This window comes from Kribbella sp. NBC_00382 (assembly GCF_036067295.1).
In the GTDB taxonomy this organism is placed as follows: Bacteria; Actinomycetota; Actinomycetes; order Propionibacteriales; family Kribbellaceae; genus Kribbella.
Map to the genome: position 1 here is coordinate 6,568,088 of NZ_CP107954.1, position 23,673 is coordinate 6,591,760.

Annotated in this window: 26 protein-coding genes; 10 read left to right on the forward strand and 16 right to left on the reverse strand. The window is 67.7% G+C overall.

Annotated features, from left to right (window positions below; genetic code table 11):
- Positions 1-26: 26 nt before the first annotated feature.
- Positions 27-2,450 (forward strand): beta-glucosidase family protein, encoded by a 2,424-nt coding sequence (locus tag OHA70_RS31175; RefSeq protein WP_328323616.1) that lies wholly within the window; start codon positions 27-29, stop codon positions 2,448-2,450.
- A 2-nt stretch (positions 2,451-2,452) separates the two neighbouring features.
- On the opposite strand, the gene pyrH is transcribed toward OHA70_RS31175, so the two are convergent.
- Positions 2,453-3,160: a UMP kinase gene (gene pyrH, locus OHA70_RS31180; RefSeq protein WP_328323618.1), complete on the reverse strand. Its 708-nt coding sequence runs from the start codon at positions 3,158-3,160 to the stop codon at positions 2,453-2,455.
- 43 nt (positions 3,161-3,203) lie between these two features.
- Complete coding sequence (locus tag OHA70_RS31185) at positions 3,204-4,199, reverse strand: tyrosine-type recombinase/integrase (RefSeq protein ID WP_328323620.1); 996 nt, start codon at positions 4,197-4,199, stop codon at positions 3,204-3,206.
- Positions 4,200-4,742: 543 nt separating this feature from the next.
- Between OHA70_RS31185 and OHA70_RS31190 the strand changes: the two genes are divergently transcribed.
- Positions 4,743-5,069: a YciI family protein gene (locus tag OHA70_RS31190; protein WP_328323622.1), complete on the forward strand. Its 327-nt coding sequence runs from the start codon at positions 4,743-4,745 to the stop codon at positions 5,067-5,069.
- Positions 5,066-6,298 carry an RNA polymerase sigma factor gene (locus tag OHA70_RS31195; protein WP_328323624.1) on the forward strand — a complete coding sequence of 411 codons (1,233 nt, stop codon included), beginning with the start codon at positions 5,066-5,068 and terminating at the stop codon, positions 6,296-6,298. The genes OHA70_RS31190 and OHA70_RS31195 overlap by 4 nt, the downstream gene beginning before the upstream one ends.
- Before the next feature lies 1 nt (position 6,299).
- Here the strand turns inward: OHA70_RS31195 and OHA70_RS31200 are convergent, their stop codons facing one another.
- Together OHA70_RS31200 and OHA70_RS31205 are read right to left on the reverse strand one after the other, a co-directional pair.
- Entirely contained in the window at positions 6,300-7,013 is a 714-nt protein-coding gene (locus OHA70_RS31200) for a VOC family protein (protein WP_328323626.1), read from the reverse strand.
- A 46-nt stretch (positions 7,014-7,059) separates the two neighbouring features.
- The gene (locus OHA70_RS31205) at positions 7,060-7,665 is read right to left on the reverse strand and encodes a TetR/AcrR family transcriptional regulator (protein ID WP_328323628.1); all 606 of its coding nucleotides are present in this window, start codon (positions 7,663-7,665) and stop codon (positions 7,060-7,062) included.
- A gap of 85 nt (positions 7,666-7,750) precedes the next feature.
- Here OHA70_RS31205 and OHA70_RS31210 point away from each other — a divergent pair, with 85 nt between their 5' ends.
- Positions 7,751-8,881 carry an FAD-dependent oxidoreductase gene (locus OHA70_RS31210; protein ID WP_328323631.1) on the forward strand — a complete coding sequence of 377 codons (1,131 nt, stop codon included), beginning with the start codon at positions 7,751-7,753 and terminating at the stop codon, positions 8,879-8,881.
- A 34-nt stretch (positions 8,882-8,915) separates the two neighbouring features.
- On the opposite strand, the gene OHA70_RS31215 is transcribed toward OHA70_RS31210, so the two are convergent.
- Positions 8,916-9,752, reverse strand: a complete 837-nt coding sequence (locus OHA70_RS31215; RefSeq protein ID WP_328323633.1) for an aminoglycoside phosphotransferase family protein — start codon at positions 9,750-9,752, stop codon at positions 8,916-8,918.
- Between the two features lie 50 nt (positions 9,753-9,802).
- Positions 9,803-10,369, reverse strand: a complete 567-nt coding sequence (locus OHA70_RS31220; RefSeq protein WP_328323635.1) for an isochorismatase family protein — start codon at positions 10,367-10,369, stop codon at positions 9,803-9,805.
- A gap of 113 nt (positions 10,370-10,482) precedes the next feature.
- On the opposite strand from OHA70_RS31220, the gene OHA70_RS31225 reads away from it, so the two are divergent.
- On the forward strand, positions 10,483-11,433 hold the full coding sequence (locus OHA70_RS31225; protein WP_328323637.1) for a helix-turn-helix transcriptional regulator: 951 nt from the start codon (positions 10,483-10,485) through the stop codon (positions 11,431-11,433).
- On the opposite strand, the gene OHA70_RS31230 is transcribed toward OHA70_RS31225, so the two are convergent.
- Both OHA70_RS31230 and OHA70_RS31235 read right to left on the reverse strand, forming a co-directional pair.
- Positions 11,415-11,885 (reverse strand): GNAT family N-acetyltransferase, encoded by a 471-nt coding sequence (locus OHA70_RS31230; protein WP_328323639.1) that lies wholly within the window; start codon positions 11,883-11,885, stop codon positions 11,415-11,417. The genes OHA70_RS31225 and OHA70_RS31230 overlap by 19 nt on opposite strands.
- Before the next feature lie 80 nt (positions 11,886-11,965).
- Positions 11,966-12,382 (reverse strand): hypothetical protein, encoded by a 417-nt coding sequence (locus OHA70_RS31235; RefSeq protein WP_328323641.1) that lies wholly within the window; start codon positions 12,380-12,382, stop codon positions 11,966-11,968.
- 15 nt (positions 12,383-12,397) lie between these two features.
- Between OHA70_RS31235 and OHA70_RS31240 the strand changes: the two genes are divergently transcribed.
- Entirely contained in the window at positions 12,398-12,922 is a 525-nt protein-coding gene (locus OHA70_RS31240) for an LppU/SCO3897 family protein (protein WP_328323643.1), read from the forward strand.
- A gap of 42 nt (positions 12,923-12,964) precedes the next feature.
- Here OHA70_RS31240 and OHA70_RS31245 read toward each other — a convergent pair whose 3' ends face one another.
- Together OHA70_RS31245 and OHA70_RS31250 are read right to left on the reverse strand one after the other, a co-directional pair.
- Positions 12,965-13,390, reverse strand: a complete 426-nt coding sequence (locus tag OHA70_RS31245) for a nucleoside deaminase (protein ID WP_328323645.1) — start codon at positions 13,388-13,390, stop codon at positions 12,965-12,967.
- Positions 13,387-14,241, reverse strand: a complete 855-nt coding sequence (locus tag OHA70_RS31250) for an LLM class flavin-dependent oxidoreductase (RefSeq protein WP_328323647.1) — start codon at positions 14,239-14,241, stop codon at positions 13,387-13,389. Before OHA70_RS31250 ends, OHA70_RS31245 begins: the two co-directional genes overlap by 4 nt.
- 93 nt (positions 14,242-14,334) lie before the next feature.
- Here OHA70_RS31250 and OHA70_RS31255 point away from each other — a divergent pair, with 93 nt between their 5' ends.
- Together OHA70_RS31255 and OHA70_RS31260 are read left to right on the forward strand one after the other, a co-directional pair.
- Complete coding sequence (locus OHA70_RS31255; protein WP_328323649.1) at positions 14,335-14,793, forward strand: Lrp/AsnC family transcriptional regulator; 459 nt, start codon at positions 14,335-14,337, stop codon at positions 14,791-14,793.
- The gene (locus OHA70_RS31260) at positions 14,793-15,632 is read left to right on the forward strand and encodes a hypothetical protein (RefSeq protein ID WP_328323651.1); all 840 of its coding nucleotides are present in this window, start codon (positions 14,793-14,795) and stop codon (positions 15,630-15,632) included. Before OHA70_RS31255 ends, OHA70_RS31260 begins: the two co-directional genes overlap by 1 nt.
- A gap of 1 nt (position 15,633) precedes the next feature.
- On the opposite strand, the gene OHA70_RS31265 is transcribed toward OHA70_RS31260, so the two are convergent.
- The 3 genes from OHA70_RS31265 to OHA70_RS31275 are packed head-to-tail and all read right to left on the reverse strand — an operon-like array spanning position 15,634 to position 18,675.
- Positions 15,634-16,038 (reverse strand): OsmC family protein, encoded by a 405-nt coding sequence (locus OHA70_RS31265; protein ID WP_328323653.1) that lies wholly within the window; start codon positions 16,036-16,038, stop codon positions 15,634-15,636.
- Positions 16,039-16,092: 54 nt separating this feature from the next.
- Positions 16,093-16,746 (reverse strand): SDR family oxidoreductase, encoded by a 654-nt coding sequence (locus tag OHA70_RS31270; protein WP_328323655.1) that lies wholly within the window; start codon positions 16,744-16,746, stop codon positions 16,093-16,095.
- Between the two features lie 48 nt (positions 16,747-16,794).
- Entirely contained in the window at positions 16,795-18,675 is a 1,881-nt protein-coding gene (locus tag OHA70_RS31275; RefSeq protein WP_328323657.1) for a propionyl-CoA synthetase, read from the reverse strand.
- Between the two features lie 70 nt (positions 18,676-18,745).
- Between OHA70_RS31275 and OHA70_RS31280 the strand changes: the two genes are divergently transcribed.
- Positions 18,746-19,663 carry a threonine/serine dehydratase gene (locus OHA70_RS31280; protein WP_328323659.1) on the forward strand — a complete coding sequence of 306 codons (918 nt, stop codon included), beginning with the start codon at positions 18,746-18,748 and terminating at the stop codon, positions 19,661-19,663.
- Here the strand turns inward: OHA70_RS31280 and OHA70_RS31285 are convergent.
- Positions 19,649-20,089: a GNAT family N-acetyltransferase gene (locus tag OHA70_RS31285; protein WP_328323661.1), complete on the reverse strand. Its 441-nt coding sequence runs from the start codon at positions 20,087-20,089 to the stop codon at positions 19,649-19,651. The two genes, OHA70_RS31280 and OHA70_RS31285, sit on opposite strands and share 15 nt — an antisense overlap.
- Positions 20,090-20,120: 31 nt before the next feature.
- The gene (locus tag OHA70_RS31290; RefSeq protein ID WP_328323663.1) at positions 20,121-20,744 is read right to left on the reverse strand and encodes a rhomboid family intramembrane serine protease; all 624 of its coding nucleotides are present in this window, start codon (positions 20,742-20,744) and stop codon (positions 20,121-20,123) included.
- Between the two features lie 246 nt (positions 20,745-20,990).
- On the opposite strand from OHA70_RS31290, the gene OHA70_RS31295 reads away from it, so the two are divergent.
- On the forward strand, positions 20,991-22,202 hold the full coding sequence (locus tag OHA70_RS31295; RefSeq protein ID WP_328323665.1) for a Cmx/CmrA family chloramphenicol efflux MFS transporter: 1,212 nt from the start codon (positions 20,991-20,993) through the stop codon (positions 22,200-22,202).
- Here OHA70_RS31295 and OHA70_RS31300 read toward each other — a convergent pair.
- The gene (locus OHA70_RS31300) at positions 22,199-23,611 is read right to left on the reverse strand and encodes an APC family permease (RefSeq protein WP_328323667.1); all 1,413 of its coding nucleotides are present in this window, start codon (positions 23,609-23,611) and stop codon (positions 22,199-22,201) included. The two genes, OHA70_RS31295 and OHA70_RS31300, sit on opposite strands and share 4 nt — an antisense overlap.
- Positions 23,612-23,673 lie beyond the last annotated feature (62 nt).

The following is a 23,673-nucleotide window of genomic DNA, read 5'->3' on the forward strand; positions in this document are numbered from 1 at the left end:
CGGTTTTCGCGCCTACAGTGAAACGCATGAGCCCGACACCCGCTGACTTCACCGATCTCCTCGGTCGCCTCACGCTCGAGCAGAAGGTCCAGCTGCTCACCGGCCAGGACTTCTGGTCGACCCACCCGCAGCCCGGTATCGGGCTGCGGTCGATGGTGCTGTCCGACGGCCCGAGCGGTGTCCGCGGCCCGGTCTGGGACGAGCGCGACCCCTCGCTCAACCTCCCGTCCGCGACCGCACTCTCGTCGTCCTGGGACCTCGCCGTCGCCCACCGGTACGGCGTGGTGTCCGCACTCGAAGCCCGCCGCAAAGGCGTCGACATCGTCCTCGGCCCGACGATCAACCTGCACCGATCGCCCCTTGGCGGGCGTCACTTCGAGGCATTCAGCGAGGATCCTGTACTGACCGCCGAGCTCGCCGCCGCCTACGTGGCCGGCGTACAGGAGCTCGGCGTCGGCGCCACCCCGAAGCACTACGTCGCGAACGACTTCGAGACCGACCGCTTCACCGCCGACGTCGTGGTCAGCGAGCGTGCGCTGCACGAGGTGTACCTGCTCGCCTTCGAGAAGGCGGTCACCGAATCCAAAGCGTGGCTGGTGATGAGCGCCTACAACTCGATCAACGGCACTACCGCGTCGGAGAACGAACTGCTCGAGACTCCGCTGAACAGCGAGTGGGGCTTCGACGGCGTAGTCGTCAGCGACTGGACCGCCGTACGCAGCGTGGAGAGCGCGAAACACTCGCAGGACCTGGCGATGCCGGGGCCGATCGGGGCCTGGGGCGACGCCTTGGTCGACGCTGTGCGGTCGGGTGAGGTCGAGGAGAACGCGATCGACCGGAAGGTACTGCGCCTGCTCGCGCTGGCGGCCCGGGTCGGCGCCCTCGAAGGATTCGGGAAGCCGGTCGAGGTTCCGGAGGTCGACACCGTCGCCTTCGCGCGCTCGGCCGCGGCCGAAGGATCGGTCCTGCTGCGCAACGCCGATGAGCTGCCCTGGAACGCCGCCACCCTCCAGCGGATCGCGGTCATCGGGCATAACGCGCGGGACGCGCGGACCCAGGGCGGCGGTAGCGCGACCGTCATCCCGGCATCGGTGGTCTCACCGCTCGACGGACTCCGTGCGGCGCTTCCTGACACCGAGGTGACGTACTCGATCGGCGCAGTGGTCCAAGAAGGTGTCTCCGAGTTGCCGTTGTCGACGATGACCAACCCGGAGACCGGCCAGCCCGGCGCCCGGGTCCGCTTCTTGGCTGAGGACGGGTCCGAGCTGTTCGCGGAGGATCGTTTCTCCAGCGCGCTCGTCTACCTCGGCGGGAACGCGCCGGTCAGCGACACGTCGGTCTTCGAGTTCCGTACGACGTACACGCCGGGGGAGTCCGGCGCAGTATTGCTCGGGTTCGCCTCGGTCGGCCGCGGCCGCATCTATGCGGACGGCAAACTTCTCCGTGAGGACACCGTCGTACCGGTCGGCACGGACCTCGGCGCTGCCCTGCTCTCACCGCCATCCACTTCCACCCCGCTCGACGTGATCGCCGGCCAGCCGGTCGACGTCCGCGTGGAACTGGACCTGGCGAGGTCCGAAGGTGGTCTCGGAAACGCTCTGAGCATCACCGTCGGCGTCGAGCCGGACCGCTCGGACCCGCAGGCGCTGATCGACGAGGCCGTCGCGGCCGCCCGGGCCGCGGACGTCGCGGTCGTGGTGGTCGGCACCAACTCCAAGGTCGAATCCGAGGGCCACGACCGAACCACCCTCGCGCTTCCCGGCCGTCAGGACGAGCTGGTACGAGCCGTTGTCGCAGCGAATCCCCGGACGGTCGTGGTCGTCAACGCAGGCTCGCCCGTCCTGCTGCCCTGGCGTGGCGATGTCGCCGCCCTCCTGGTCACGTACTTCGGCGGCCAGGAGTACGGCAACGCATTGGCCGACGTGCTCCTTGGCGTCGTCGAGCCCGGCGGCAGGCTCCCCACGACCTGGCCGCGTGATGAGGCCGATGTACCGGTCATCGACGTCACCCCGAAAGATGGGACTGTCCGGTACGACGAAGGCATCCACATCGGGTATCGCGCGTGGCTCCGCGCCGGGACCGAACCGGCCTTCGAGTTCGGACACGGCCTCGGCTACACGACCTGGTCGCTGTCCGGCCTCCGTGCCTCCGCGACCGCTGTCTCGGTGACCGTCCACAACACCGGCCAGCGATCCGGCAAACACGTGATCCAGGTGTACGCCGAACGCCCCGAAAGCACCGTGGATCGCCCGGCCCGGTGGCTGGCCGGCTTCGCCGTCGTACGCCTGGAGGCAGGCGAAACCAGCGAGATTACCGTCCCCCTGCACCCCCATACCTTCGAGTACTGGGACAACGCATGGACGATCGAGCCCGGCACCTTCACCCTCCGCGGCGGCTCGTCGGTATCCGACCTCCCACTGTCGACCGAGCTCCAGGTCGGTGCGCCCTGAGCTCAGTCGATGAGGGTGCCGATGTGAGCGCCTGAGCTGATCGCGGCGGCGGCGCCGTCGTGGTCGATGTCGAAGACGTGGAGGGGGAGTGCGTGGTCGCGGGCCAGGATGAAGGCGCTCTGGTCCATCACTCCCAGTCCCTTGTCGATGACTTCCTGGTAGCTGAGGCGGTCGAAGCGGCGGGCGGTCTCGACCTTGTTCGGGTCTGCGTCGTAGACGCCGTCGGTGCCGTTCTTGGCGACCAGCAGCGCGTCGGCGCTCAGCTCGATCGCGCGCTGGACCGACGGATAGTCGGTGGTGTGGAACGGCTGGCCGTTCCCGCAGGCCAGCAACACGATCCCGCCCTTCTCCAGGTGGCGCAGGGCGCGCAGCCGGATGTACGGCTCGGCGAGGTTGTTGATCGGGATCGCGGTCATCAGCCGGACGTTCTTCGCGCCGAGCGCCGAGAGCCGGCCGCGTAGTAGCACCGCGTTGATGACGGTGCCGAGCATGCCGATGTTGTCGGCCTCGACCCGGTCGATACCCCAGTCCTCGGCCCGGTTGCCACGGAACACGTTCCCGCCACCGACCACCACGGCCACCTGAACGCCGGTCTCGTGCACGGCGATCACCTCACGGGCCAGATGGGTCAGGCTGTCGCTGTTGAAGCCGAACTCGGCCGATCCCGCGATCGCCTGGCCGGACAGCTTGATGACAAGCCTTCGGTACATCGGGTCTCCTCACAGCACTGCTCGATGGCGGGTCAGAAGCAAGCTAGTCCATTGACATGTCCTCGTCGATCGGTGGACTGATCACTTGGTCGAGGGATCGGTACGTACGGTTGCTGGCGGCCGCGGCTCGTTGCTCGCGGCCGGTGGCTTCGATGTAGTTCTGGCTGGTGGCGAGGCTGGCGTGTCCGAGCAATCGCATGATCTCCGTGGCGGTCGCGCCGTCCTCAGCGAGCCTGGTGGCGAACGTGTGGCGTAGCGCATGGAGATTCGCGCCGGCTGGTACCCGATCGTGCAGACCTGCCCAGCGGTAGCAGGACTTCACCAGGTACTCGAGGCCGCCGCGGCCGATCGGCTCGCCGGTACGGTCGAGCAGCAGCTTGGTGGAACGGCTGAATCGCTTGCGGGGAAAGCGTTCTGCGCACGATTCGACGTACGTCTCGATGATTTTGGCCATGATCGGCTCGACCGGGATGGATCGGTCGCGACTGCCTTTGCCGTGGATGTGCAGCCGCATCTCACCAGGGCGGCCGGCCAGCGAATCGGCTGTCAGGGTGCGCATCTCGCCGGATCTCAGACCTGCGACGAGGCCGAGAGCTATGACCAGGACGTCCCGCTCCGGCCACGGGTCGCGGGATTGGCGGGCGCCGTCGGCGACTGAGCGCAGGAGCACTTCCGGAGTGTCCTCGCCGCGGAGAGGCTTGGGGGAGAGGGGAGGGGTTTTGGGTCTGGCCACTGCTCCCATCGGGTTGCCGGCCAGTAGGTTGTCGGACACGCAGAAGGTGAGGAACTGGTTCCAGGTGGACCAGGCGCGCAGTACGGAACTCTTGGCGTGGCCGTCGGCGAAGGCGCCGAACGCGGCGCGTAATGCGTGGGCGCTGAGGTCGTCGACCTCGAGTTCTTCGAGGTCGCGATCGAGGTTGGCGCAGAGCAGAGTGGTGATGCCGGCCAGGTCGCGGCGGTAGGCGTCGGTGGTGTGGGGGGAGTCCTTGCGAGGACGCCGGGCAGCGAAGAACGCCGACTGTGCTGCGAGAACCTTCATGGGGGAGTTCTACCGACCGCCACCGACATTTCCCGAGAGTGCCTGACTCCCCCGAATCTTTTCCTTGCTTCAGGCAACAAGTAAGTGAAGCAACTGCTGCATAATGGTGATTATGCATGAAACAACAGAGCCAGCCGGGTGGCTGAGGCTTCTGGGGGAATCCAGCAACTGACCAGGCTGATCCGCCGTCTTCACCGGCTTCGCGCCATTCACTAGCTGCTCGCCAGCTGGTTTCCGTCCAACAGGTCCGCCACTCAGGTCGCTTAGGATGCCGCTCACAGAACTGCAGTGGACGCCCAGACATTCCTGCGGCGACAAGCATTCCAGTCCTCAAGGCCCCTCTTCCAAGCCTGACCCCGGATGTCCGATAACTGACATTATGTCAACTAACACGGAGCCAGCCCCTCTTGGGTCAGGTCGCTCTGCTCCGTCTGGCGGCTACGATGCACTTCTTTTCGGGAGTGTGTCGGATCGGCGATGGGGCGTTCGTTGCAGGGGTGAGTGGTGGCCGGACAGGCCGCTGCACGAGGTACGGGAGATGAGATGCAGTACTTGGTTTCTGTGATCGCGGACGAGGCGACCCACGCCGGTACGCCGGACGAGCGCGCCGCGATCGATGTCTTCAACGAACAGATGATCGCCGACGGGAACTGGGTCTTCGCTGGCGGACTCGCGGCGCCGAGTGCAGCGACCGTGATCGACAACCGCGGCGCCGAGACGGTGTTCACCGACGGCCCCTTCGTCGAGTCGAAGGAGTTCCTCGCCGGGTTCTGGGTGATGGAGGCTCCTGACCTCGATGCGGCGCTCAAGCTCGCGGCCGAGGGATCGAAGGTCTGCAACCGGCGGGTCGAGGTGCGGCCGTTTCTGTGAGCGAGGTCGAGACGGCGATCACCCAAGTCCACCACGAGGAGTGGGCGCGGGTCGTCGCCTCATTGGCCCGACGATTCGGTGACCTGGACATCGCCGAGGAGGCGGCGGCCGAGGCGTTCGCGATCGCCGTCGAGAAGTGGCCGGCTGACGGCGTACCGCCGAACCCCGGCGCCTGGCTGACCACCACCGCCAACCGCAAAGCCATCGACCGGATCCGGCGCGAGAGCAAACGCGACGACAAGCACAAGGAGGCTCAGATGTTGTCCGACGACGAACCACCCGAGTCCCTTGGCGCGATCGACGACGAGCGGCTCCGGCTGATCTTCACCTGTTGCCACCCGGCGCTCGCGATGGAGACCCGGATGGCGCTGACGCTGCGCATGGTCGGCGGCCTGACCGTGCCTGAGATCGCCCGTGCCTTCCTGGTGCAGGAGACCGCCATGGGTCAGCGGATCACTCGCGCCAAGGCCAAGATCAAGGCAGCCCGAATCCCCTACCGGGTGCCGTCGGCTGAGGACCTGCCCACCCGGGTGTCCGGCGTACTGGCAGTCTTGTTCCTTGTCTTCAACGAGGGATATCTGGCAACCGGTGCCGAGACCGATCCTGTACGTCACGAGCTGACCGCCGAGGCGATCCGGCTCACCCGGCTGATCCGTGCGCTGATGCCGAACGACGGTGAGGTCGCTGGCCTGCTGGCGCTGATGCTGCTCACTGAGGCTCGTAGTACCGCCCGGGTTTCCTCGACCGGCGAGCTCGTCACGCTCGTGGAGCAGGATCGTGGTGCGTGGGATGTGACGATGATCGGCGAGGGTCATCGGCTGGTGCGCGAGCGGCTGGCCAGTGGGGTGGCTCCGGGGCGCTATCAGATTCTTGCGGCGATCAACGCTGTGCACACGTCCGCCCGCGCGGTTGGCGATACCGATTGGTCGCAGGTTGTTGCCTTGTACGACCAACTCGTCCGCCTCGACTCGTCAGCGATCGTGGTGCTCAACCGGGCCATCGCGGTCGCCGAGCTCGACGGTCCGGAGGTCGCGCTGGCGGCTGTCGATCGTCTCGACGACAAGTTGGCTGGCTATCACGCGTACCACGCGACGCGCGCCGACTTGTTGCGCCGGATGGGTCGCAGTCAGGAGTCGCGGGCGGCGTACGACAAGGCCATCGAGCTGGCGGGCAACACTGCTGAGACTGCTTACCTGACCCGCCGCCGCGACCAGCTCGGGCGCGCTTGACCTACTGGGCGGCGAGGACGCAGAACTCGTTGCCGTCGGGGTCGGTCATCGGGATCGCGCCGTCGTCCCCCGCGCTGGATTCGTTGCGCTTGGCACCTAGAGAGATCAGGCGGTCGACCTCGGTCTGCTGATCGCTGCCGGCGGGCGGGGCGATGTCGAGGTGCAGGCGGTTCTTCGCGGTCTTCGGCCGTACTGGCGGGCCACCCCAGCTGATCTTCGATCCCCCGCGGGACGACTGGATCGCGGTCTCTTCGTCCTGGTCCCAGACCAGTGGCCAGCCCAGTGCCTCGCTCCAGAAGTACCCGACGGCCTGGCTGCCGTCGGACGACAATGCGCCGATGACTCCGGTGTTCGCGAGGAAGTTGTTGCCCGGTTCGATCACGCAGAACTCGTTGCCTTCAGGATCAGCCAGTACCACGTGACCGTCGTCGGGTGTCTGGCCGATGTCGATGTGCTGCCCGCCGAGCTCGAGCGCCCGGGCCACCGTCTGCTCCTGAGCCTCGAGCGAATCGCTCGTCAGATCGAAGTGCATCTGGTTGGGCGCGGTCTTCTCCGCCTCGGTCGGCAGGAAACGGATCGGGAACTCGGTGCCCTCCCCCGCCAGCAACGTGACGCCGTCCTCGGCCACCTCGCGGCCGAGCACACCGGCCCAGAACCGCGCGAGGCGGACCGGATCATTGGCATCGAACCCAAGTGCGACCAGCTGAGACGTCATACCTTGACGCTAGGCGCTGCGAGGTTCGTCGAGCAACACGATTAGATCAGGACGCGAGGTGTGCTACCAGGCGGATCAGTTGATCGGCGTACTGGTCGGTGAAGGTTTTGCTGTCGGGGTCGAGGCCTAGGGCTCGGGCTATTTGCGGGAAGGTGATGGGGGCCGCGGACATCGCGAAGAGGGCGAGGGTCGTGTAGGCCGGGTCCAGGTCTGGGGCTAGTTCGCCGTTGGATTGGCGGTGGCGGATGTCGGCGAGGACCTGCTGGAAGCGGGTTGATTGCTCGGCCTCGTCGCCTGCGCTGGTGTCCTGGTCTACGCCTTGGCGGACTAGGAGGCGGGCAAGGTCCGGCTGGGCCTGGGACTCGCGGGCGTAGGCGGCTACCAACTCCCCCAGCGTCGCCGCAGGCTCGGCGAGGGCGGGTTCGCCGGCGCGCCAGCGCTCCGTGACGGCTTGGTACAGGCCTTGTTTGCCGCCGAAGTAGTACGAGATCAGTTGTTTGTTGACGCCCGCTCGCGTCGCGATCTCGCTGACCCGGGCGCCGCTGAAGCCGCGAGCGCCGAACTCGATCACCGCGGCGTCCAGCAGTTGCTGCTTGCTGCGCTCGGCGTCCCGCTGCCGCTCGTCCGCTGCCGGTGCTCGCCTGGGCGTCATGGGCCGATGGTAGCTCAGGTTTGATTTACTCAGCCGGCCGGATGATAGAGTCTTTCTGACGGGTGATTAAAAGGAGAGGGAGCTGATGAGTACTTCGCTGCAGGTCGCCATCGTGGGTGGCGGGATCGGTGGATTGGCGCTGGCGCAGGGGCTGACGAAGGCTGGGGTGTCGGTGCAGTTGTACGAGCGGGACGAGTCGCCGCTCAATCGGAAGCAGGGGTATCGCATCCACATCAGTCCGGTTGGTGAGGAAGCGTTGGCTGCGGTGCTACCGGCTGAGGTGCTTCGCCGGGTTGTGGAGACCTCTTCGCACGCTGGCGATCTGCTCGGTGGGTTCGATGGGCAGTTGAATCCGACCTTCGAGCAGACGTTCCCGGGGGCTGGTCCGGACACGGTGAGTGCGGTCGATCGGTACGCGTTCCGGCGGGCGTTGATGACCGGGCTCGACGGGGTGCTGGAGTTCGGGCGGGAGTTTGAGAGCTATCGCGAGACGGCTGACGGGCGGGTGGAGCTTCGGTTCACGGACGGTACGTCGGCGACGGCCGATGTGCTGGTGGGGGCTGATGGGATCGGGTCGCGGGTTCGGGCGCAGTTGCTGCCGGACTTCCCGATCGTCGACATCGGGGTGCGCTGTGTCTACGGGAAGATCCCGCTGACTGACGCCATTCGCTCGGTGGTGCCGGCGGCGTTCCTGCGTGGCTTCAACTTCGTCACGGATGGCGCGGGGCCGGGACTGGCCTTCGCTCCGGTGTTGTTTCGGACTGCGCCGGCGGAGTACGGCGACTACCTGATGGCGGTGTTGACCGGCACGAACGAGGTACTGGGTGTGCCTGATGAGGAGTTGTTCGCGCTTTCGCCTGAAGGGCTCTGGGATCTAGTCGTACGCCGTACGCGCGACTGGCACCCCACGATCCAGCGACTGGTCGCCGCCGCGGACGTTGGGGCGTCCTTCCCGATCACGCTGCGCACCAGCACCCGAATCGAGCCGTGGCAGACCGGCCGGGTGACGCTGCTCGGCGACGCGATCCACCCGATGACTCCGGCTGCCGGAGCCGGCGCCAACACCGCACTCTGGGATGCGGCCCGCCTCACGCAAGCGTTGGTCGCCGGTGACCTCGCAACCTACGAGTCCGAGATGATCGAGAACGGCCGAGCAGTCGTCGAGGAGTCGCTACGCAATGCCGAGCGGATGTTCGGCGTACAGGTCGCCGCCTGAGTCGCGGCTCAGACGAGCTAGCGGCTCGTGCGGCTCAGGGGCCTTCGGTTTCGAGGACTTCGGTGAGCATGCGGAGGCCTTGTTGTTCGTAGGATTCGTCGCCGACTTGGTGGGCCCAGGCTGTGGTGCCGATGGCTTCGCGGACGCGTTGGCGGTGCCAGGAGTCGGGGTCGCGGGGGTCAGCGCCGTAGCCGATAAGGAAGGCGCGCTCCAACGCTGGGTCGGTGCGGAACTGCTGGGCAGCTAGGCGGCCGAAGTCCGTGTAAGCCGGACGGAGGCCGGCCCGGCCGAAGTCGATCGCGCTGACCGTGCCGTCGTGGATCAGCCAGTTGCGGGGCTGCCAGTCGCCATGCGTCGGTACCAACTCGACAGCCGATGTCGGCCAGGAGTCGATGAGCATGCGGAGGTGATCGACCACGTCGGGCGCAATCCGGTGCGGCTTCGAGAGCCAAGCGAGCGCCTTCTGGTTCTCCCCCGCCTCGAAGTCGCCGTTGATGGCGGGTTGGCGGTGGAGTTGGGCGAGCAACTCGCCCGCTTGGCGGTAGGTCTCCGGCTGGAGCTCGTGGTCAGTGCCCTCGACCAACTCCCCCGGCAGGTACCGCGTGACGAGCAGCTTGGCCTTCTCATCACCGCGGATGAGTTCCGGAGCCCGTTTCTGAGCAGTCCACGGCTCCATCCAAGCCTGATGCGCCTGCACCTCACGGGCAATGTGGCTGTCAGCATCGTCGCCCGCCTTGGCAACGTACCGATCCCCGTCCTGCAGCAACTCCAGCACAGTCGTCCCAACCAGCCCCCAGCTGAGGTCCCTCACCACCTCACCCCGCGGCAACCACTCAGCAAGAAGCTCACGCTGCCGCTCATCCAAGGTCATGCCGCAAGTCTCCCCATCACCTGAACCCCACCCCGAAGCACCCCGGAGCGTCAGTGTGAAGGTGAATCTCCGAGGGCGACCTCTGCGGTTGTTGCGGTGCCGGCGGTTCGGCCGGGGGCTTGGTGGTTGGTCCAGTAGAGGTTGGTGTGGGAGATGACCTTGTCGGGGGTCGGTGCGCCCCACTCGGAGAGGTCCTCGGTCGTGTGGGCGTCGCTGACCAGGAGGGTGTCGTAGCCGCGGACGATCGCGCCGTGGATGGTCGAGCGGATGCACTCGTCGGTTTGCGCGCCGGTGACGACCAGGCGGCCGATGTTGCGGTCGGCGAGGACCGATTCGAGGTCGGTCTCCTCGAAGGAGTCGGGGTAGAGCTTGTGGACGACGGGCTCGGACTCCCCCAGCTTGAGCTCCGGGACGTACTGCCAGCCGTCGCTGTCGATCGGCATGTTCTCGCTGGAGTGCTGCACCCAGATCACCGGTACGTCCTCGGTGCGCGCCTTGTCGACCAGCGTGGCGATGTTCGCGATCACGGCATCCCGGTCGTGCGCACCCTCCATCACACTGTTCTGCACGTCGATCACGACCAGCGCGGACCCCGTCCGGCCCTCCAGCGTCGTCATGACTGTCCCCTTCCACCGCTCGCCGACTGTTCGCACCAATGCTAGGAACGGCCACCGACAAAACCCCGGCAAAGTAGTCACTCGGTGAGCAGTTTGTTTGGGAGGATCGGTGCATGCGGGCTGATCGGTTGGTGGCGACCTTGTTGCTGATGCAGGCGCGCGGTCGGGTGACCGCGGCCGAATTGGCCGAGGAGCTGGAGATCTCGGTGGCGACGGCCCGCAGAGATCTGGAGGCGTTGTCGACCGCTGGGATCCCGGTTTATCCACAGCCTGGGCGCAACGGTGGATGGTCATTGCTCGGTGGAGCACGGACGGATCTCACTGGGCTCAACGCGACGGAGGCGCAGGCGTTGTTCCTGCTCGTCGGGCCTGCCGCATCGGTCGCGCCAGAGGCGAAGGCCGCGCTCAGGAAGTTGGTGCGGGCGCTGCCCGACACGTTCCGCGCGGATGCCGAAGCCGCTGCCGAGGCGGTGGTGATCGACTCGGCGCGCTGGGGTGAGCACGTCAAGGAACGGCCCGAGATGGTCCGCCGGTTGCAGGATGCCGTCGTCCGCCGGGTCAAGGTCAGACTCCGGTACGCCGGCCGCGGCCGCACCGAGACCGAACGACTGGTCGATCCGCTCGGGCTGATCGACAAGGACGACATCTGGTACCTGATCGCGGGGACCGAGAAGGGTCAGCGCACCTTCCGGGTGGAGCGGATCGCGGAGGCTGAGCTCACCGGCGTACGGGCTGAGCGGCCGGACGACTTCGATCTGGCCGAGGCGTGGAGCCGGGTGGTGGAGGAGATGGAGCAGCAGCGGTCGTTGCTGGCGGCGACGTTGCTGATCGAGGAGCGATTCCTGTGGGTGATGCAGGATCGGCACGGGCGGCATGTCGAGGTGATCGGCCCGGTGGATGACGGGCGGATCAAGCTGCGGCTGACGGCGCCCTCTCCCCTGATGATCGCCCAGCATCTGGCCGGGTGGGGCCGCATGGTCGAAGTACTGGATCCGCCGTCCGTCCAGGCCGAACTCGCTCGGCTCGGCAAGGAGTTGGCGGCTCGCTACAGCGGGATCGAGTAGATGATGAAGCCGCGGTTGTCAGCGACCTGGTCGTAGAGGCGGCGGGCGGTCGCGTTGGACTCGTGGGTCGACCAGTAGACGCGGCCGCAGTTCTGGGTGCGGGCCCAGTCGGTGACGGCGGCGATCAGCGCGCGCCCGACGCCGCGGCCACGAGCGGCGGGGGTGGTGAAGAGGTCTTGCAGGTAACAGGCGTCGGCCGACGTCGTGCTCGCGTGGGTGAGGAAATGGACGATCCCGACCAGCTCGCTGTCGATTCTGGCGGCCAGCGCGTGCATCCGGGTGCCGGCGGTGAATTCGGCCCAGGAACGGTCGAAGAACTCGACCGGCATGGTGCGTCCGTAGAACTCGTTGTAGCCGGCGAAGAGCTCCTCCCAGGTCTTGCGGTCGGCCGGCTCGAGCGGGCCGATGCTGACGCTGACGGGCTTTTCGGGAGGTGCGGCTGACTCGGTCACCAGGTCACCGTTTCATACCGGAGGGTGCTGGTGGACCGGACCGGTGAGTAGGGTGCGGTGTCGGTTTTTCCCGAATCGAGTTAACAGGAAACTTTGTGACCACTACGCCGCCGCCCGGCCAGCAGTACCCTCCGAACCCGCAGCAACCGGGCCAGCACCCTCAGCAATTCCCGCAGTACGGCCCGCCCCCGGGCCAGCCCCAAGGTCAGCCGCAGTACCCACCGGCACAGCCGGACCAATACGGCCAGCCCGCTCAGGGCGCTCCCCAGTACGGACAGCCGGGGCAAGGCGCTCCGCAGCCGCAGTACGGGCAACCGGGTCAGGGCGCTCCGCAGTACGGGCAGCAGCAGTACGCGCAGCAGAACTATGCGCCGCCGCAGCCTGGCCAGCCGGGGCAGTTCCCGCAGGGGCAGCAGATGCCGCAGGGACAGCCGGGGCAGGTGCAGTGCCGGTTCTGTGGTGGGGTGCCGGCAGTCGCGGCGACTGTGCGCGGACACCAGGGCTTCCTGATCATGATGCGGTTCCTGAAGCTGCAGGGCCCGTTCTGCAAGACCTGTGGCACCGCGGCGACCCGTGACATGACCGCGAAGAGCATGTGGCAGGGCTGGTGGGGCATCGGGTCGATGATCATCAACCCGATCACGATGCTCGTGAACCTCGGTACCTCCTCGAAGTTCAAGAACCTGCCCGAGCCGGCCCCGAACGCGCCCGGCCGCCCGATGGATCCGGGCAAACCGCTGTTCAAGCGCCCGGCCGTGCTCGGCCTGCTGATCCCGATCGCCGTGATCGCGCTGATCGTCGTCGCCAACTTGAACAAGGCCCCCGAGGCCACGATCGGCTCCTGCGTCTACAACAAGGGCACCGCGGACAAGCCGAACGTGAAGGTCGTCGACTGCTCGTCGAGCGACGCGGACTACAAGGTGATCGGCAAGCTCGACAACACCGTGGACGGCGACCAGTGCGCCAAGTTCCAGGACTCGACCGTGTCGTACACGGACCGGAACGCGAAGTACACGCTCTGCCTGACGCCCAACTAGTACTGCGCTCTGCCCAGCCAACCGAGCTGGGCAGAGCGTAAGTCAGTTGTAGTACCCGTCCACGGGCACCCGTGCCTCGTCGTACAGGGCAGGGCCTTCCTGTGGGACGGCAGCGAAGCCGCCGCCAGGCTTGAGCCCGTTGAGCTGATCACCGGATAGCGCATAGACGACGTGCCCGAGCCCGGAGCGCTCGATCGCGCCGGTGCACATGCCGCAGGGCTGGCAGCTCGTGTACATCGTGGTGCCGGCCGCTGTCTCCGCATCCAGCTCCCGTGCGGCCCACTTGGCGAGCTTGAGCTCCGGATGCGCGCTGATGTCGCTGTCGGTGATGCTCGTGTTGTGGTCCTCGGCGATCACCGTGCCGTCGGGCCCGACCAGCAGCGAGCCGAACGGCGGGTTCCCTGACTCCCGGGCCGTCGCGGCCAAGGCGATCGCTCGGCGCAGGAAATCTTCTGCTGAGGGGGTCACTGTTTCTCCACTCCATCATCGTTCCAGGACGCCGCGACGGTCGCGAGGTCCTTCCAAGCGTTCTGCGGCCGCTCGGTCTCGGCCGGATCACCGCTGAACGGGTCCAGTACTACGGAAGTCGCGCCCAGCAGCCGCAGTTCCTCGAGATCGCCCAGCACCTGGTCGAGCGATCCCTCCCCCGCGACTCGCTCGCCCTCCGGCAACGGCAGCGACGTGAGCCGGAGCAGAATCCGCGGCGCGAAGCCTGGTACCGGCAGACTCTCTTCATCGGCCAGCTCCTTCAGCCGCTGGAGCCCGGTACGCATCCGGTCGACGCGCTGCCGCAGCGGATGCCACGCATCTCCGAGCCGTACTGCGCGGCGCAGCCCGGCGTCGCTCCCACCGCCGACCCAGATCGGGATGTCACCAGCGCGGTAATCATCGTCATCGGACCAGGCCGCCCGGACATCGCGGATCAACTCGTCGGTGAGCTTCCCACGCCGAGCGAAGTCGACACCGAGCGCTTCGAACTCCTGCCGAGCCCACCCCACACCGAGCCCGAGCACAAAGCGCCCGCCGCTCAACGCGTTGAGGTTGGCCGCCATCCGGGCGACCAGCAGCGGATGCCGGTACGGCGCGATCAGCACCGTCGTACCGAGTCCGATGCTCGTGAATCCGGCCAGCCAGCTGAGCAAGGTGAAGGGTTCGTAGAAGGGCGCCGGGTACTGCGAAGCCACGTCGGGGGTGATCGCGACATGGTCGGAGACCAGCAGCCGGCCGTAGCCGAGACCCTCCACCGTCTGGGCCCAGTCGCGGAGTCGGCCGGGGTCGGTACCGGGGCCGAAGTTGGGGACGTTCACACCGAGTTGCACCCCCTCAGGCTATCCAGCCGAAAGGCCGTGCCTGAAGAGATTCCTCGTCGAAAACCAGGTTCGCGACCATGGATTCGTCGGTAGATTGACCTGATGACCGTGACTCTCGATCCGACCGACTGGGCCATCCTGGTCGAGGTGCAACGCGACGGCCGGATCCCGCTGACCGAGCTGGGCCGCCGGATCAATCTCAGCGCCTCGGCGACCACCGAGCGGCTGAAGCGGCTGGAGTCGACCGGCGTCATCAGCGGCTACCGGGCCGACGTCGATCTCGCGAAGGTCGGGTTCGCCGTGCTGGCCGTAGTACGGCTGAAGTATCCGGGCAACAAGCACGATCCGCTGAAGAAGCTGCTCGAGCGTCGCTTCGAGATTCTCGAGTGCCTCCGGACCACCGGCGACGACTGCTACACGCTGAAGGTCGCGGCCGGCTCGATGGCCCACCTCGAGCAACTCGTCAACGAACTGACCGAGTTCGGCAGCACCACCACCAACCTCGTCTACAGCGAGACCCAGCCCTACCGCGGCCCCCAAGCCCCGCCCCCGGAGTTGTGATGCGCGTCCTCGATATCCCGGTCTCCCCTGTCCTGCTCAAGAACTGGGTGGACTGGCTCGCTCCGGACAAGCAGCCCTTCTACGTGACTGCCAAGCAGCTCCGGAGCTGGAAGCTTCCGCAGGACGACACCGAGCCGGACCCGAATCTCCGCGACACCTACCGCACCTACAACCTCGAGAGCCGGCTCCGCTCGGTCTGGCTGGACGAGGCCGGCTTCCTGAGCTTGCCCCAGGCAACCAGGGCTGGGCTGGTCCGGGCTCAGGTTGTCAACGGCCGAGACGCAGTACCGTCCGTACGCCGATGGCGCGAGGTACTGGGGTTGGAGATCAAGTCACAGGCCGACGGCCACCGCTTCGTCTGGTGGAAGTCCCTGCTCCAAGGATCCCGAGCGGCGAAGGTGCTGCCGGCCATCGTGAGCGAAGACCTGCACCCGAGTCGCCATCGCGAGGTACGGACCTGGCCGAAGCTGCTCCCCAGCGCCCGGGCATTGGCCGGCACCTGGCCTGAGGGCAGCGGAGCGAATTGCTTCGGCACGGTCATGGCCGCGGCCGGTGTAGAGGGCGCCGAGCACACGTGGATGCAGCGCGAGCCGTTCGAGCAGTGGCTGGCTGACCACACGAGCCGCGGCGGGCGCGACGAAGTACCGGGCACTGTGTTGGTGTGGCGTGACACCAGCACTCACCTGGTGCAGCACGCTGCCGTCTCGCTCGGGGACGGCTACGCGCTCCACAAGCCGTCGCAGGCGTGGAGCACTCCGCGCAAGGTCCGTACCGTGGGCGAGGTGCGCCGCTCGACCCGTACTGCGGGGTGGCGCCTGGAGCGCCACTCCCTGGGGTAGCTCAGTCGAAGAGCGTGGTGGTGACCGGTGTGCCCAGCTCTACCGTGCGGCTGACAGTGCACAGCCGGTCGTGGGACATCTTGACGGCTCGGGGTAGCGCCTCGCGGGCCTTGTCGCCGTCCTCGCCTTCGGGGAACCTGACGGTGAACTCGACCGCCAGGTTCTCGAGCCGGTTGCCCTGCTCGGTGTCGCGGACCTTGTCACCGCTGACCGTGGCGCGGAACTCGGTGGGCTCGGCGCGGCGGCTCGTCACCACGTCGACGTCGATCGCCGAGCAGGTGCCGATCGCGGCCAGGAACAGCTCTACCGGGGTGAAGTCGGTGTCGGCGCCGGAGCCGACCGAGAGGCTGCCGCCGCGGACGTTGCGGACCTCGTACTTGCTGTTGGCGGTGCGCTCGAACTGCACGTGCCGACGGTTGTCGTCGCCCATATCCATCGCAATCTGTTGCTGTTAGCAACGTCAGAGAGTGGCCAATGCCTCGGCGACAGGGGTGGTGCCACCGATCAGTTCCAGGGTGCGGCCGATCGCGGCCGGGGTGTCGCACAGGCCGGCCAGGACGAGCGCGACGTCGTCGCGGGTGACGCTGCCGCGACCGGTCTTGTCCGCGAGCAGCACCAGGCCGGTACCGGGGTCGTTGGTCAGCGCGCCCGGGCGCAGAATCGTCCAGTCGAGGCCGTCCCGGGCACGCAGGTCGTCCTCGGCGGCCTTCTTGGCCTTCAGGTAGATCGTGAACGTGTCGGCCGGATCCAGCTGGTCGACGCGGTCGGCGCCCATCGAGCTCACCTGGATGTGACGCCGTACGCCGGCCTGCTCGGCCGCATCGGCGAGAAGGCCGGCCGCGCCACGGTCGACGGTGTCCTTGCGGTCGTTCCCGCTGCCCGGACCGGCGCCCGCCGAGAAGATCGCGACGTCAGCACCTTCCAGTACCTTCGCCACCGACTCGACGTCAGCGGACTCGAGGTCCAGTACCGCGGCCTCGCCGCCGGCCGCCGCGATATCGGCCTCGTGCGCGGGGTTGCGCACCAGCCCGACCACCGAATGCCCGTCCGCGGCGAGCAGCTTCGTCAGCCGCAGCGCGATCTGTCCATGTCCACCAGCAATCACGACTCGCATACCCCGAGCCTAGTTGACGCTCACGTCAGGCCAAGGCAAGGCCGCAGATCAGGGTTCGCGCCGGAGGATCGAGCGGAGGGCGTCGAGCACGCTCGCGTCCTCGATCGTCGACGGGACCGGTTCGTCGCGGCCGTCGGCGATCCCCCGCATCGTCTTGCGGAGAATCTTGCCCGACCGCGTCTTCGGCAGCGCGTCAACGACGGACACGTCCCGGAACGCCGCCACCGGACCGATATCCCGGCGCACAGCGGCCACCAACTCCTCCTGCAGCACCTCGGGCGCGATCGTCGCGCCAGCCTTCAGAACCACCAGCCCACGCGGCAATTGCCCCTTCAAAGCGTCATGCACCCCGATCACAGCGCACTCGGCCACCGCGGGATGCGCCGCGAGCACCGCCTCCATGCTCCCGGTCGACAGCCGATGCCCGGCCACGTTGATCACGTCGTCGGTCCGGCCCATCACGAAGACGTAGCCGTCGGCATCGACATACCCGGAGTCGCCGGTCAGGTAGTACCCGTCGAAGCGACTCAGATAGTTGTCGATGTAGCGCTGGTCATCGCCCCACAGCGTCGGCAACGCCCCGGGCGGCAGCGGCAGCTTGATCGCAATCGAGCCCTCCTCCCCCGCGGGCAGCTGGGACCCGTCCGGGTCGAGCACCTGCACGTCCCACCCAGGCAGCGGCACGGTCGCCGACCCCGGCTTGACCGGCAACGGCTCGAGCCCACGCGGGTTCGCGACGATGGGCCAGCCGGTCTCCGTCTGCCACCAGTGATCGACCACCGGTACGCCGAGCTTGTCGTGGGCCCAGTGATACGTCTCCGGGTCGAGCCGCTCGCCGGCCAGGAACAACGTGCTGAACCCCTCCAGCCGGTACTTCGCCAGCTCACTCGCCTCGGGATCGACCTTCTTGATCGCCCGCAACGCGGTCGGCGCGGTGAAGAGCGCCTTCACGCCGTGGTCGGAGATCACTCGCCAGAAGGCGCCGGCGTCCGGAGTACCGACTGGCTTTCCTTCGTAGAGGACGGTCGTGGCGCCGATGAGCAGTGGCGCGTAGACGATGTACGAGTGGCCGACGACCCAGCCGACGTCCGATGCGGTCCACCAGACGTCGCCGGGCTTGATGTCGTACACGGCTCCCATGCTCCAGGCGAGCGCGACGGCATGACCGCCGTTGTCGCGGACGACGCCTTTCGGCTTCCCGGTCGTACCGGACGTGTAGAGCACGTAGAGCGGGTCGGTCGCCGCGACCGGCACGGGATCGGCCGGAGTGGCCTTGGCGACCGCGTCGGCCCAGGCGACATCGCGCTCGCCGAGCCGGCCGGGCATGAACTCGCGCTGCAGCAGCACGGTCCGATCCGGCTGATGCGTGGCGAGCTCGAGGGCGGCGTCCACGATCGGCTTGTACTCGACCAGCCGGGCCGGTTCGATCCCGCAGGAGGCCGCGACGATCACCTTCGGCGTCGCGTCGTCGATCCGCGCCGCCAGCTCCTTGGGCGCGAACCCGCCGAACACCACCGAGTGCACCGCGCCGAGCCGGGCGCAGGCCAGCATCGTGATCACTGCCTCCGGGATCATCGGCATGTAGACGATCACCCGATCGCCCTTGCCCACGCCGAGCTCACGCAAGGCGCCCGCGAAGAGCGCCACCTCGTCGCGCAGTTCGCCGTAGGTGTAGCTGTGCGCGTGATCGGTGACCGGTGAGTCGTAGATCAGCGCCGTCCGGTCCCCGTGCCCGGCCTCGACGTGGCGATCGAGCGCGTTGTACGAGGTGTTGAGCTCGCCGTCGGGGAACCACCGGTAGATCGGCGCCGCCGAGTCGTCCAGCGCTCGCATGGGTGGCCGCGTCCAGGTGATCGCGCCGGCCGCCTCGAGCCAGAACCCCTCCGGGTCGGCCAGGCTGCGGCGGTGACTGTCCTCGTATGCACCCATCGGGTCGCCTCCAACTCATCGGTGAAGCTCGCACCACGGTAGTCCTGATCCGCGTGGCAAGGTGGAACACATGACCGTGACTCGTACCGACATCCAGCTCGCCGCGGACCGGATCGCCGGCCGCGTCCGCCGTACTCCGGTACTGCGGGTCTCGCCCACGCTCACCTTCAAGCTGGAGCTCCTGCAACACGTCGGCTCGTTCAAGCCGCGGGGCGCGTTCAACCGGTTACTCGTCGCGAAGGAGCAAGGCACGCTCACCGGCCAGGGCATCGTCACCGCGTCGGGTGGCAACGCCGGTCTGGCCGGCGCGTACGCCGCTCGCGAGCTCGGCGTACCGGCCCGGATCTTCGTCCCCACCACGGCGCCGGCGGCCAAGGTCGCGCGGCTGCGAACTCTCGACGCGGACGTGGTGCAGATCGGGAACGAGTACGCCGAGGCGTACGAAGCCGCCGTCGCCGAGGCCGAGAAGTCCGGCGCGTTGCTGCTGCACGCGTATGACCAGCCGGAGGTCGTGGCCGGTCAGGGCACGATCGGGCTGGAGCTGCTCGAGGACGTCAGCTTCGACACCGTGCTGGTCGCAGTCGGCGGAGGAGGCTTGATCGGTGGCATCGCGACGGCCCTCGGAGACCGCGCCCAGGTCATCGGCATCGAACCCGAGCTGGCTCCCACCCTCGCCAAGACCCTCGCCGCGGGCGAGCTCACCGACGTACAGGTCGGCGGTGTGGCAGCAGACTCCCTGGGCGCCCGCCGCTTCGGAGCCCTCGCCTTCGAGGCCGTCCGGGCGAACAACGTCAAGTCGGTCCTGGTCACCGACGACTCAATCGTTGCCGCCCGCAACGACCTCTGGCGCGATTACCAACTCGCCGTCGAACACGGCGCCGCCGTCACCTACGCCGCCCTGCAAACCGGCGCCTACCAACCAGCCGAAGGAGAGCGTGTCGTCGCAATCATCTGCGGCGCCAACACCGACCTCTCAACAATCGGCTGAGCGCAGCGTGATGAAGGGGATCGTGTCGCCCGGCAGCAGGTAGCGCTCGGTCTCCACGAAGCCGTGGGCCAAGGCGAAGCGCAGCCCGTCCTGGTTGGACTCCAGCACGATCGTCTCGACCAAGTCGGACAGCGCCTGAGCGTGCGGCAGCTCGGCTGCGTAGAACTCGTCGCCGAAGCCTTGGCGGCGGTGGGCGGGCAGTACGCGGACGATCAGGGTCGCGGCCGGGGTGTCTTCTTCCGGTGGCCGCACGGTCGCGCACCCGACCGGTACGTCGTTGTCGTACGCGACCGTCAGGCGGCGGTGCTGGGCGCGCTCCCGGACGACGTCGAGCGGCAGCGGGTCCGTCGGGATGATCTCGTTGTGCACGAACTGCCAGTCGGCCAGGCCTGGTCCGTCGGTGACGTGCTCGATCCGGAGGCTCACCGGCGCAGCCAATCGCAGCGCCGGGCGGACGTCAAATCACCGGGCGCTGGGCGATCGCTTTCGGGCGGTCGTCGGACAGGACCCAGGCGGCGAAGATGCCGGCGATGCCGCCGCAGAGGTGGCCTTGCCAGGAGATGCCGTCTTGTGGGAGGAGGCTGCTGAGCAGGGCGCTGCCCCAGACGATGATGACGATCGCGCCGACCGCCACCTGGCCGAGGCGGCGGTTGAACAGCCCGCGGGCGATCAGGTACGCCGCATAACCGAAGACCAGCCCGCTCGCGCCGATCGTGATCGTGTGCGGCGGCGAGATCAGCCAGGTGCCGAGCCCGCTGAGCGTGGTCACGATCGCGGTCACCGCGAACAGCCGCATCGCGCCGCTGACCGCGATCAGCGCGCCGAGCGTGACGAGTGGCAGCGTGTTGGAGATCAGGTGCCCGAACCCCAGATGCAGGAACGGCGCGGTCAGGATGCCGAACAGCCCTTGCGGGTCGCGGGCGATGATCCCGTACTGATCGAGCCGGCCGTTCAGGGCGGTGTCGACGGTCTCACTCAGCCACATCAGCCCGACGAGCAGGACCAGCAGTTTGAGCCCGCTGCTGATCTTGGCGCCGTCGACGACACCGCGGGTGCGTCGCGCTGGGGTCGGGTAGCTCATGCACCAACTCTGCCCGATCCGGCCAAACCAGAACGCCGTGGCGCGCGCCCGAAAAGCAAGACACGCCGAGCTGTACCGGTTGCAGGAACCTGCAACAACTGTCCGGGGTCTGGGCGTGGCGCTGCGTGATCGGACTCCCTCGGTCACACTGGTTGGCACGGTCCCGATACGCGCCGTCACCAACGGTGGCCGGGGACCGTTCTGAGCCGCCCTGCACGACCCAGAATCCGGAGGGAACATCCCGCGATGCCGATCGCTGTCTACATCCTGGGCCTGGCCATCTTCGCCCAGGGCACGTCCGAGTTGATGCTGGCCGGCCTGTTGCCGGAGATGGCGACCGACCTCGGCGTGTCCATCCCGGATGCGGGCCTGCTGATCTCGGCGTTCGCGGTCGGCATGCTGATCGGCGCACCGGTCCTCGCGGTGGTCACCTTGCGCTGGTCCAGGCGTACGGCGTTGCTGGTCTTCCTCGCCGTGTTCGCGCTGAGCCACGTCGCTGGCGCCCTCACCCCGAACTACGAGTTCCTGCTCATCACCCGGGTGATCGGCGCTTTCGTGTACGCCGGTTTCTGGGCCGTCGCCGCGGTGACAGCGGTCGGGCTCGTCCCGGTGACGTCGCGCGCCCGGGCGATGAGCGTCGTCACCGGCGGCCTCACGATCGCCACCATCGTCGGCCTGCCGGCGGGCACCATCATCGGTCAGCACTTCGGCTGGCGGGCCGCGTTCTGGACCGTCGCGATCATGTCGGTCTGCGCGATGGCGGGCATCCTGGCCACCATCCCGCTCGGCCGGCCCGACCCCAGCCGCACCCCACAGATCTCGACCGAGCTACGCGCGATGGTGAATCCGCGCCTGTGGCTGTCCTACGCCACCACCGCGCTGGTCACCGCCGCGATCCTGGTGGTCTTCAGCTACCTCGCTCCCCTGCTCACCGACACGGCCGGCCTGCATCCCAGCGCCGTACCGGCCGTGCTCGCCCTGTACGGCGTGGGCTCGCTGATCGGCATCACGATCGGCGGCCGGTACTCCGATGCGCTGCCCTTCCGCACGCTCGCGGTCGGGATCAGCGGACTGTGCGTGATGTCGACCGTGCTCGCGGTCTGGGCAGGGACCCCGGCGATCGCGATCGCGGCGATCTTCCTGCTCGGCGGCTTCGGGTTCGCGGTGAACCCGGCCCTGAACGCTCGGGTGTTCAGCCTTTCCGGTGACGCGCCGACGCTGGCGACCGCGGTCAACTTCTCGTCGTTCAACGTCGGCATCACGATCGGCCCGTGGATCGGTGGTGTGGCGATCGACGCGGGCGCCGGCTACCAGACGCTCGGCTGGCTCGCGGTCGCGCTGGGCCTGGCCGGGCTCGGCACCGTCGCACTCGCCGCGCTGCTGCCGCTCCACCCGGTCGAGCACCCCCGTCCGGTGAACACCAGGGTGGTGCCCACCGGACGAAGGACCCCGATCTAGTTGACGGGCCCGCTCGGGTCGAGGTGGCTCGGGTCGAAGTCGGACTTGCGCTTGAACACGTACTTGTTCAGCAGCCAGGTGATCGCCCACAGTCCGATGCCGACGATCATCAGGTAGCCGGCGATCTTGTAGTCGGCCTTGGCCCGGCCGGACAGCGGGCTGGCCAGGTAGATGCACAGGATGAAACCGAGCACCGGCAGCGCTGTCGGCGCGTGGAAGTGCTTGTGCTCGACCCGGTCGCGCCGCAGGACCAGAACGGCGACGTTGACGACGGCGAACACGCACAGCAGCAGGAGCGCGGTCGTACCGCCGAGCGCGGTCAGGTCGGCGTACCCGATCAGGAAGAACGCGAGGAGGGTGGTGAACAGGATCGCCACCCACGGCGTCCGGCGCTTGTGCAGGACCCGGCCGAGCGGGCCGGGCAGGACCTTCTCGTGGGACATGCCGTAGAGCAGCCGGCTGGCCATCAGCATGTTGATCAGCGCCGAGTTAGCCACCGCGAACATCGTGATCCAGGCGAAGATCTGCAGCGGGAAGCCCGGAGCGCCGGCCTGGATCACCTTCAGCAACGGCGTGGCGCCCTTGTTCAGCTCGTCCGGAGAGACCAGCGCCACCGCGGAGATCGCGACCAGCACATAGATCACGCCGGTGATGCTGAGCCCGATCAGCATGATCTTGGGGAAGATCTTGACCGGGTCCTTGGTCTCCTCGGCCATGTTCACCGAGTCCTCGAAGCCGACCATCGCGAAGAACGCCAGCGCCGTCGCCGCGGTGACCGCGCTGAACGGCGACTCGCCGGACGGCGTGTTGAAGTCCGTCAGCCGCGAGGTGTCGCCGTCACCGCTGGCCAGCGCCCACGCGCCGATCCCGATCACGATCAGCAGACCGGACAGCTCCACGAGCGTCAGTACGACGTTCGCTTTGACGCTCTCGCCGACACCGCGCAGGTTGACCAGCGCGATCAGCGCCATGAACGACAGCGCGGTGATCATCAGGATCGAGCCGTGCGAGGAGTCGATCTTGACGGCCTTGAAGAAGTTCTCCGAGAACGCCTTGGAGGCGCTCGAGGCCGAGGTCAGCCCTGAGCACATCACCGCGAAGGTGAGCAGGAAGGTGAGGAAGTGGATGCCGAACGCCTTGTGCGTGTAGACCGCGGCGCCGCCGGCCTTCGGGTACTTCGTGACGAGCTCGAGGTAGCTCGTCGCGGTCAGCATCGCGACGATGAACGCGCACAGGAACGGCAGCCAGACGGCGCCGCCGACCTCGCCGGCCACCTTGCCGGTCAGCGCGTAGACGCCGGTGCCGAGGATGTCGCCGACCACGAACAGCAGCAGCAGTCCGGGCCCCATCACCCGCTTCAGCTCGGGGCGGTCCTCGGTCGCGGTGGATGCACTCGCGCTCTCGCTCATCCTGCCTCCCAGGTCTTTGGATATCGGATCATCGTCCCATCGGACGGCGGTATACGCCTGCC

Bases quoted from the DNA above. Each gene is read 5' to 3' on its own strand.
- OHA70_RS31175 (WP_328323616.1), top strand. From the start codon at position 27: ATGAGCCCGACACCCGCTGACTTCACCGATCTCCTCGGTCGCCTCACG.
- pyrH (WP_328323618.1), bottom strand. From the start codon at position 3,160: ATGTACCGAAGGCTTGTCATCAAGCTGTCCGGCCAGGCGATCGCGGGA.
- OHA70_RS31185 (WP_328323620.1), bottom strand. From the start codon at position 4,199: ATGAAGGTTCTCGCAGCACAGTCGGCGTTCTTCGCTGCCCGGCGTCCT.
- OHA70_RS31190 (WP_328323622.1), top strand. From the start codon at position 4,743: ATGCAGTACTTGGTTTCTGTGATCGCGGACGAGGCGACCCACGCCGGT.
- OHA70_RS31200 (WP_328323626.1), bottom strand. From the start codon at position 7,013: ATGACGTCTCAGCTGGTCGCACTTGGGTTCGATGCCAATGATCCGGTC.
- OHA70_RS31205 (WP_328323628.1), bottom strand. From the start codon at position 7,665: ATGACGCCCAGGCGAGCACCGGCAGCGGACGAGCGGCAGCGGGACGCC.
- OHA70_RS31210 (WP_328323631.1), top strand. From the start codon at position 7,751: ATGAGTACTTCGCTGCAGGTCGCCATCGTGGGTGGCGGGATCGGTGGA.
- OHA70_RS31215 (WP_328323633.1), bottom strand. From the start codon at position 9,752: ATGACCTTGGATGAGCGGCAGCGTGAGCTTCTTGCTGAGTGGTTGCCG.
- OHA70_RS31220 (WP_328323635.1), bottom strand. From the start codon at position 10,369: ATGACGACGCTGGAGGGCCGGACGGGGTCCGCGCTGGTCGTGATCGAC.
- OHA70_RS31225 (WP_328323637.1), top strand. From the start codon at position 10,483: ATGCGGGCTGATCGGTTGGTGGCGACCTTGTTGCTGATGCAGGCGCGC.
- OHA70_RS31240 (WP_328323643.1), top strand. From the start codon at position 12,398: ATGATGCGGTTCCTGAAGCTGCAGGGCCCGTTCTGCAAGACCTGTGGC.
- OHA70_RS31255 (WP_328323649.1), top strand. From the start codon at position 14,335: ATGACCGTGACTCTCGATCCGACCGACTGGGCCATCCTGGTCGAGGTG.
- OHA70_RS31260 (WP_328323651.1), top strand. From the start codon at position 14,793: ATGCGCGTCCTCGATATCCCGGTCTCCCCTGTCCTGCTCAAGAACTGG.
- OHA70_RS31270 (WP_328323655.1), bottom strand. From the start codon at position 16,746: ATGCGAGTCGTGATTGCTGGTGGACATGGACAGATCGCGCTGCGGCTG.
- OHA70_RS31275 (WP_328323657.1), bottom strand. From the start codon at position 18,675: ATGGGTGCATACGAGGACAGTCACCGCCGCAGCCTGGCCGACCCGGAG.
- OHA70_RS31280 (WP_328323659.1), top strand. From the start codon at position 18,746: ATGACCGTGACTCGTACCGACATCCAGCTCGCCGCGGACCGGATCGCC.
- OHA70_RS31290 (WP_328323663.1), bottom strand. From the start codon at position 20,744: ATGAGCTACCCGACCCCAGCGCGACGCACCCGCGGTGTCGTCGACGGC.
- OHA70_RS31295 (WP_328323665.1), top strand. From the start codon at position 20,991: ATGCCGATCGCTGTCTACATCCTGGGCCTGGCCATCTTCGCCCAGGGC.
- OHA70_RS31300 (WP_328323667.1), bottom strand. From the start codon at position 23,611: ATGAGCGAGAGCGCGAGTGCATCCACCGCGACCGAGGACCGCCCCGAG.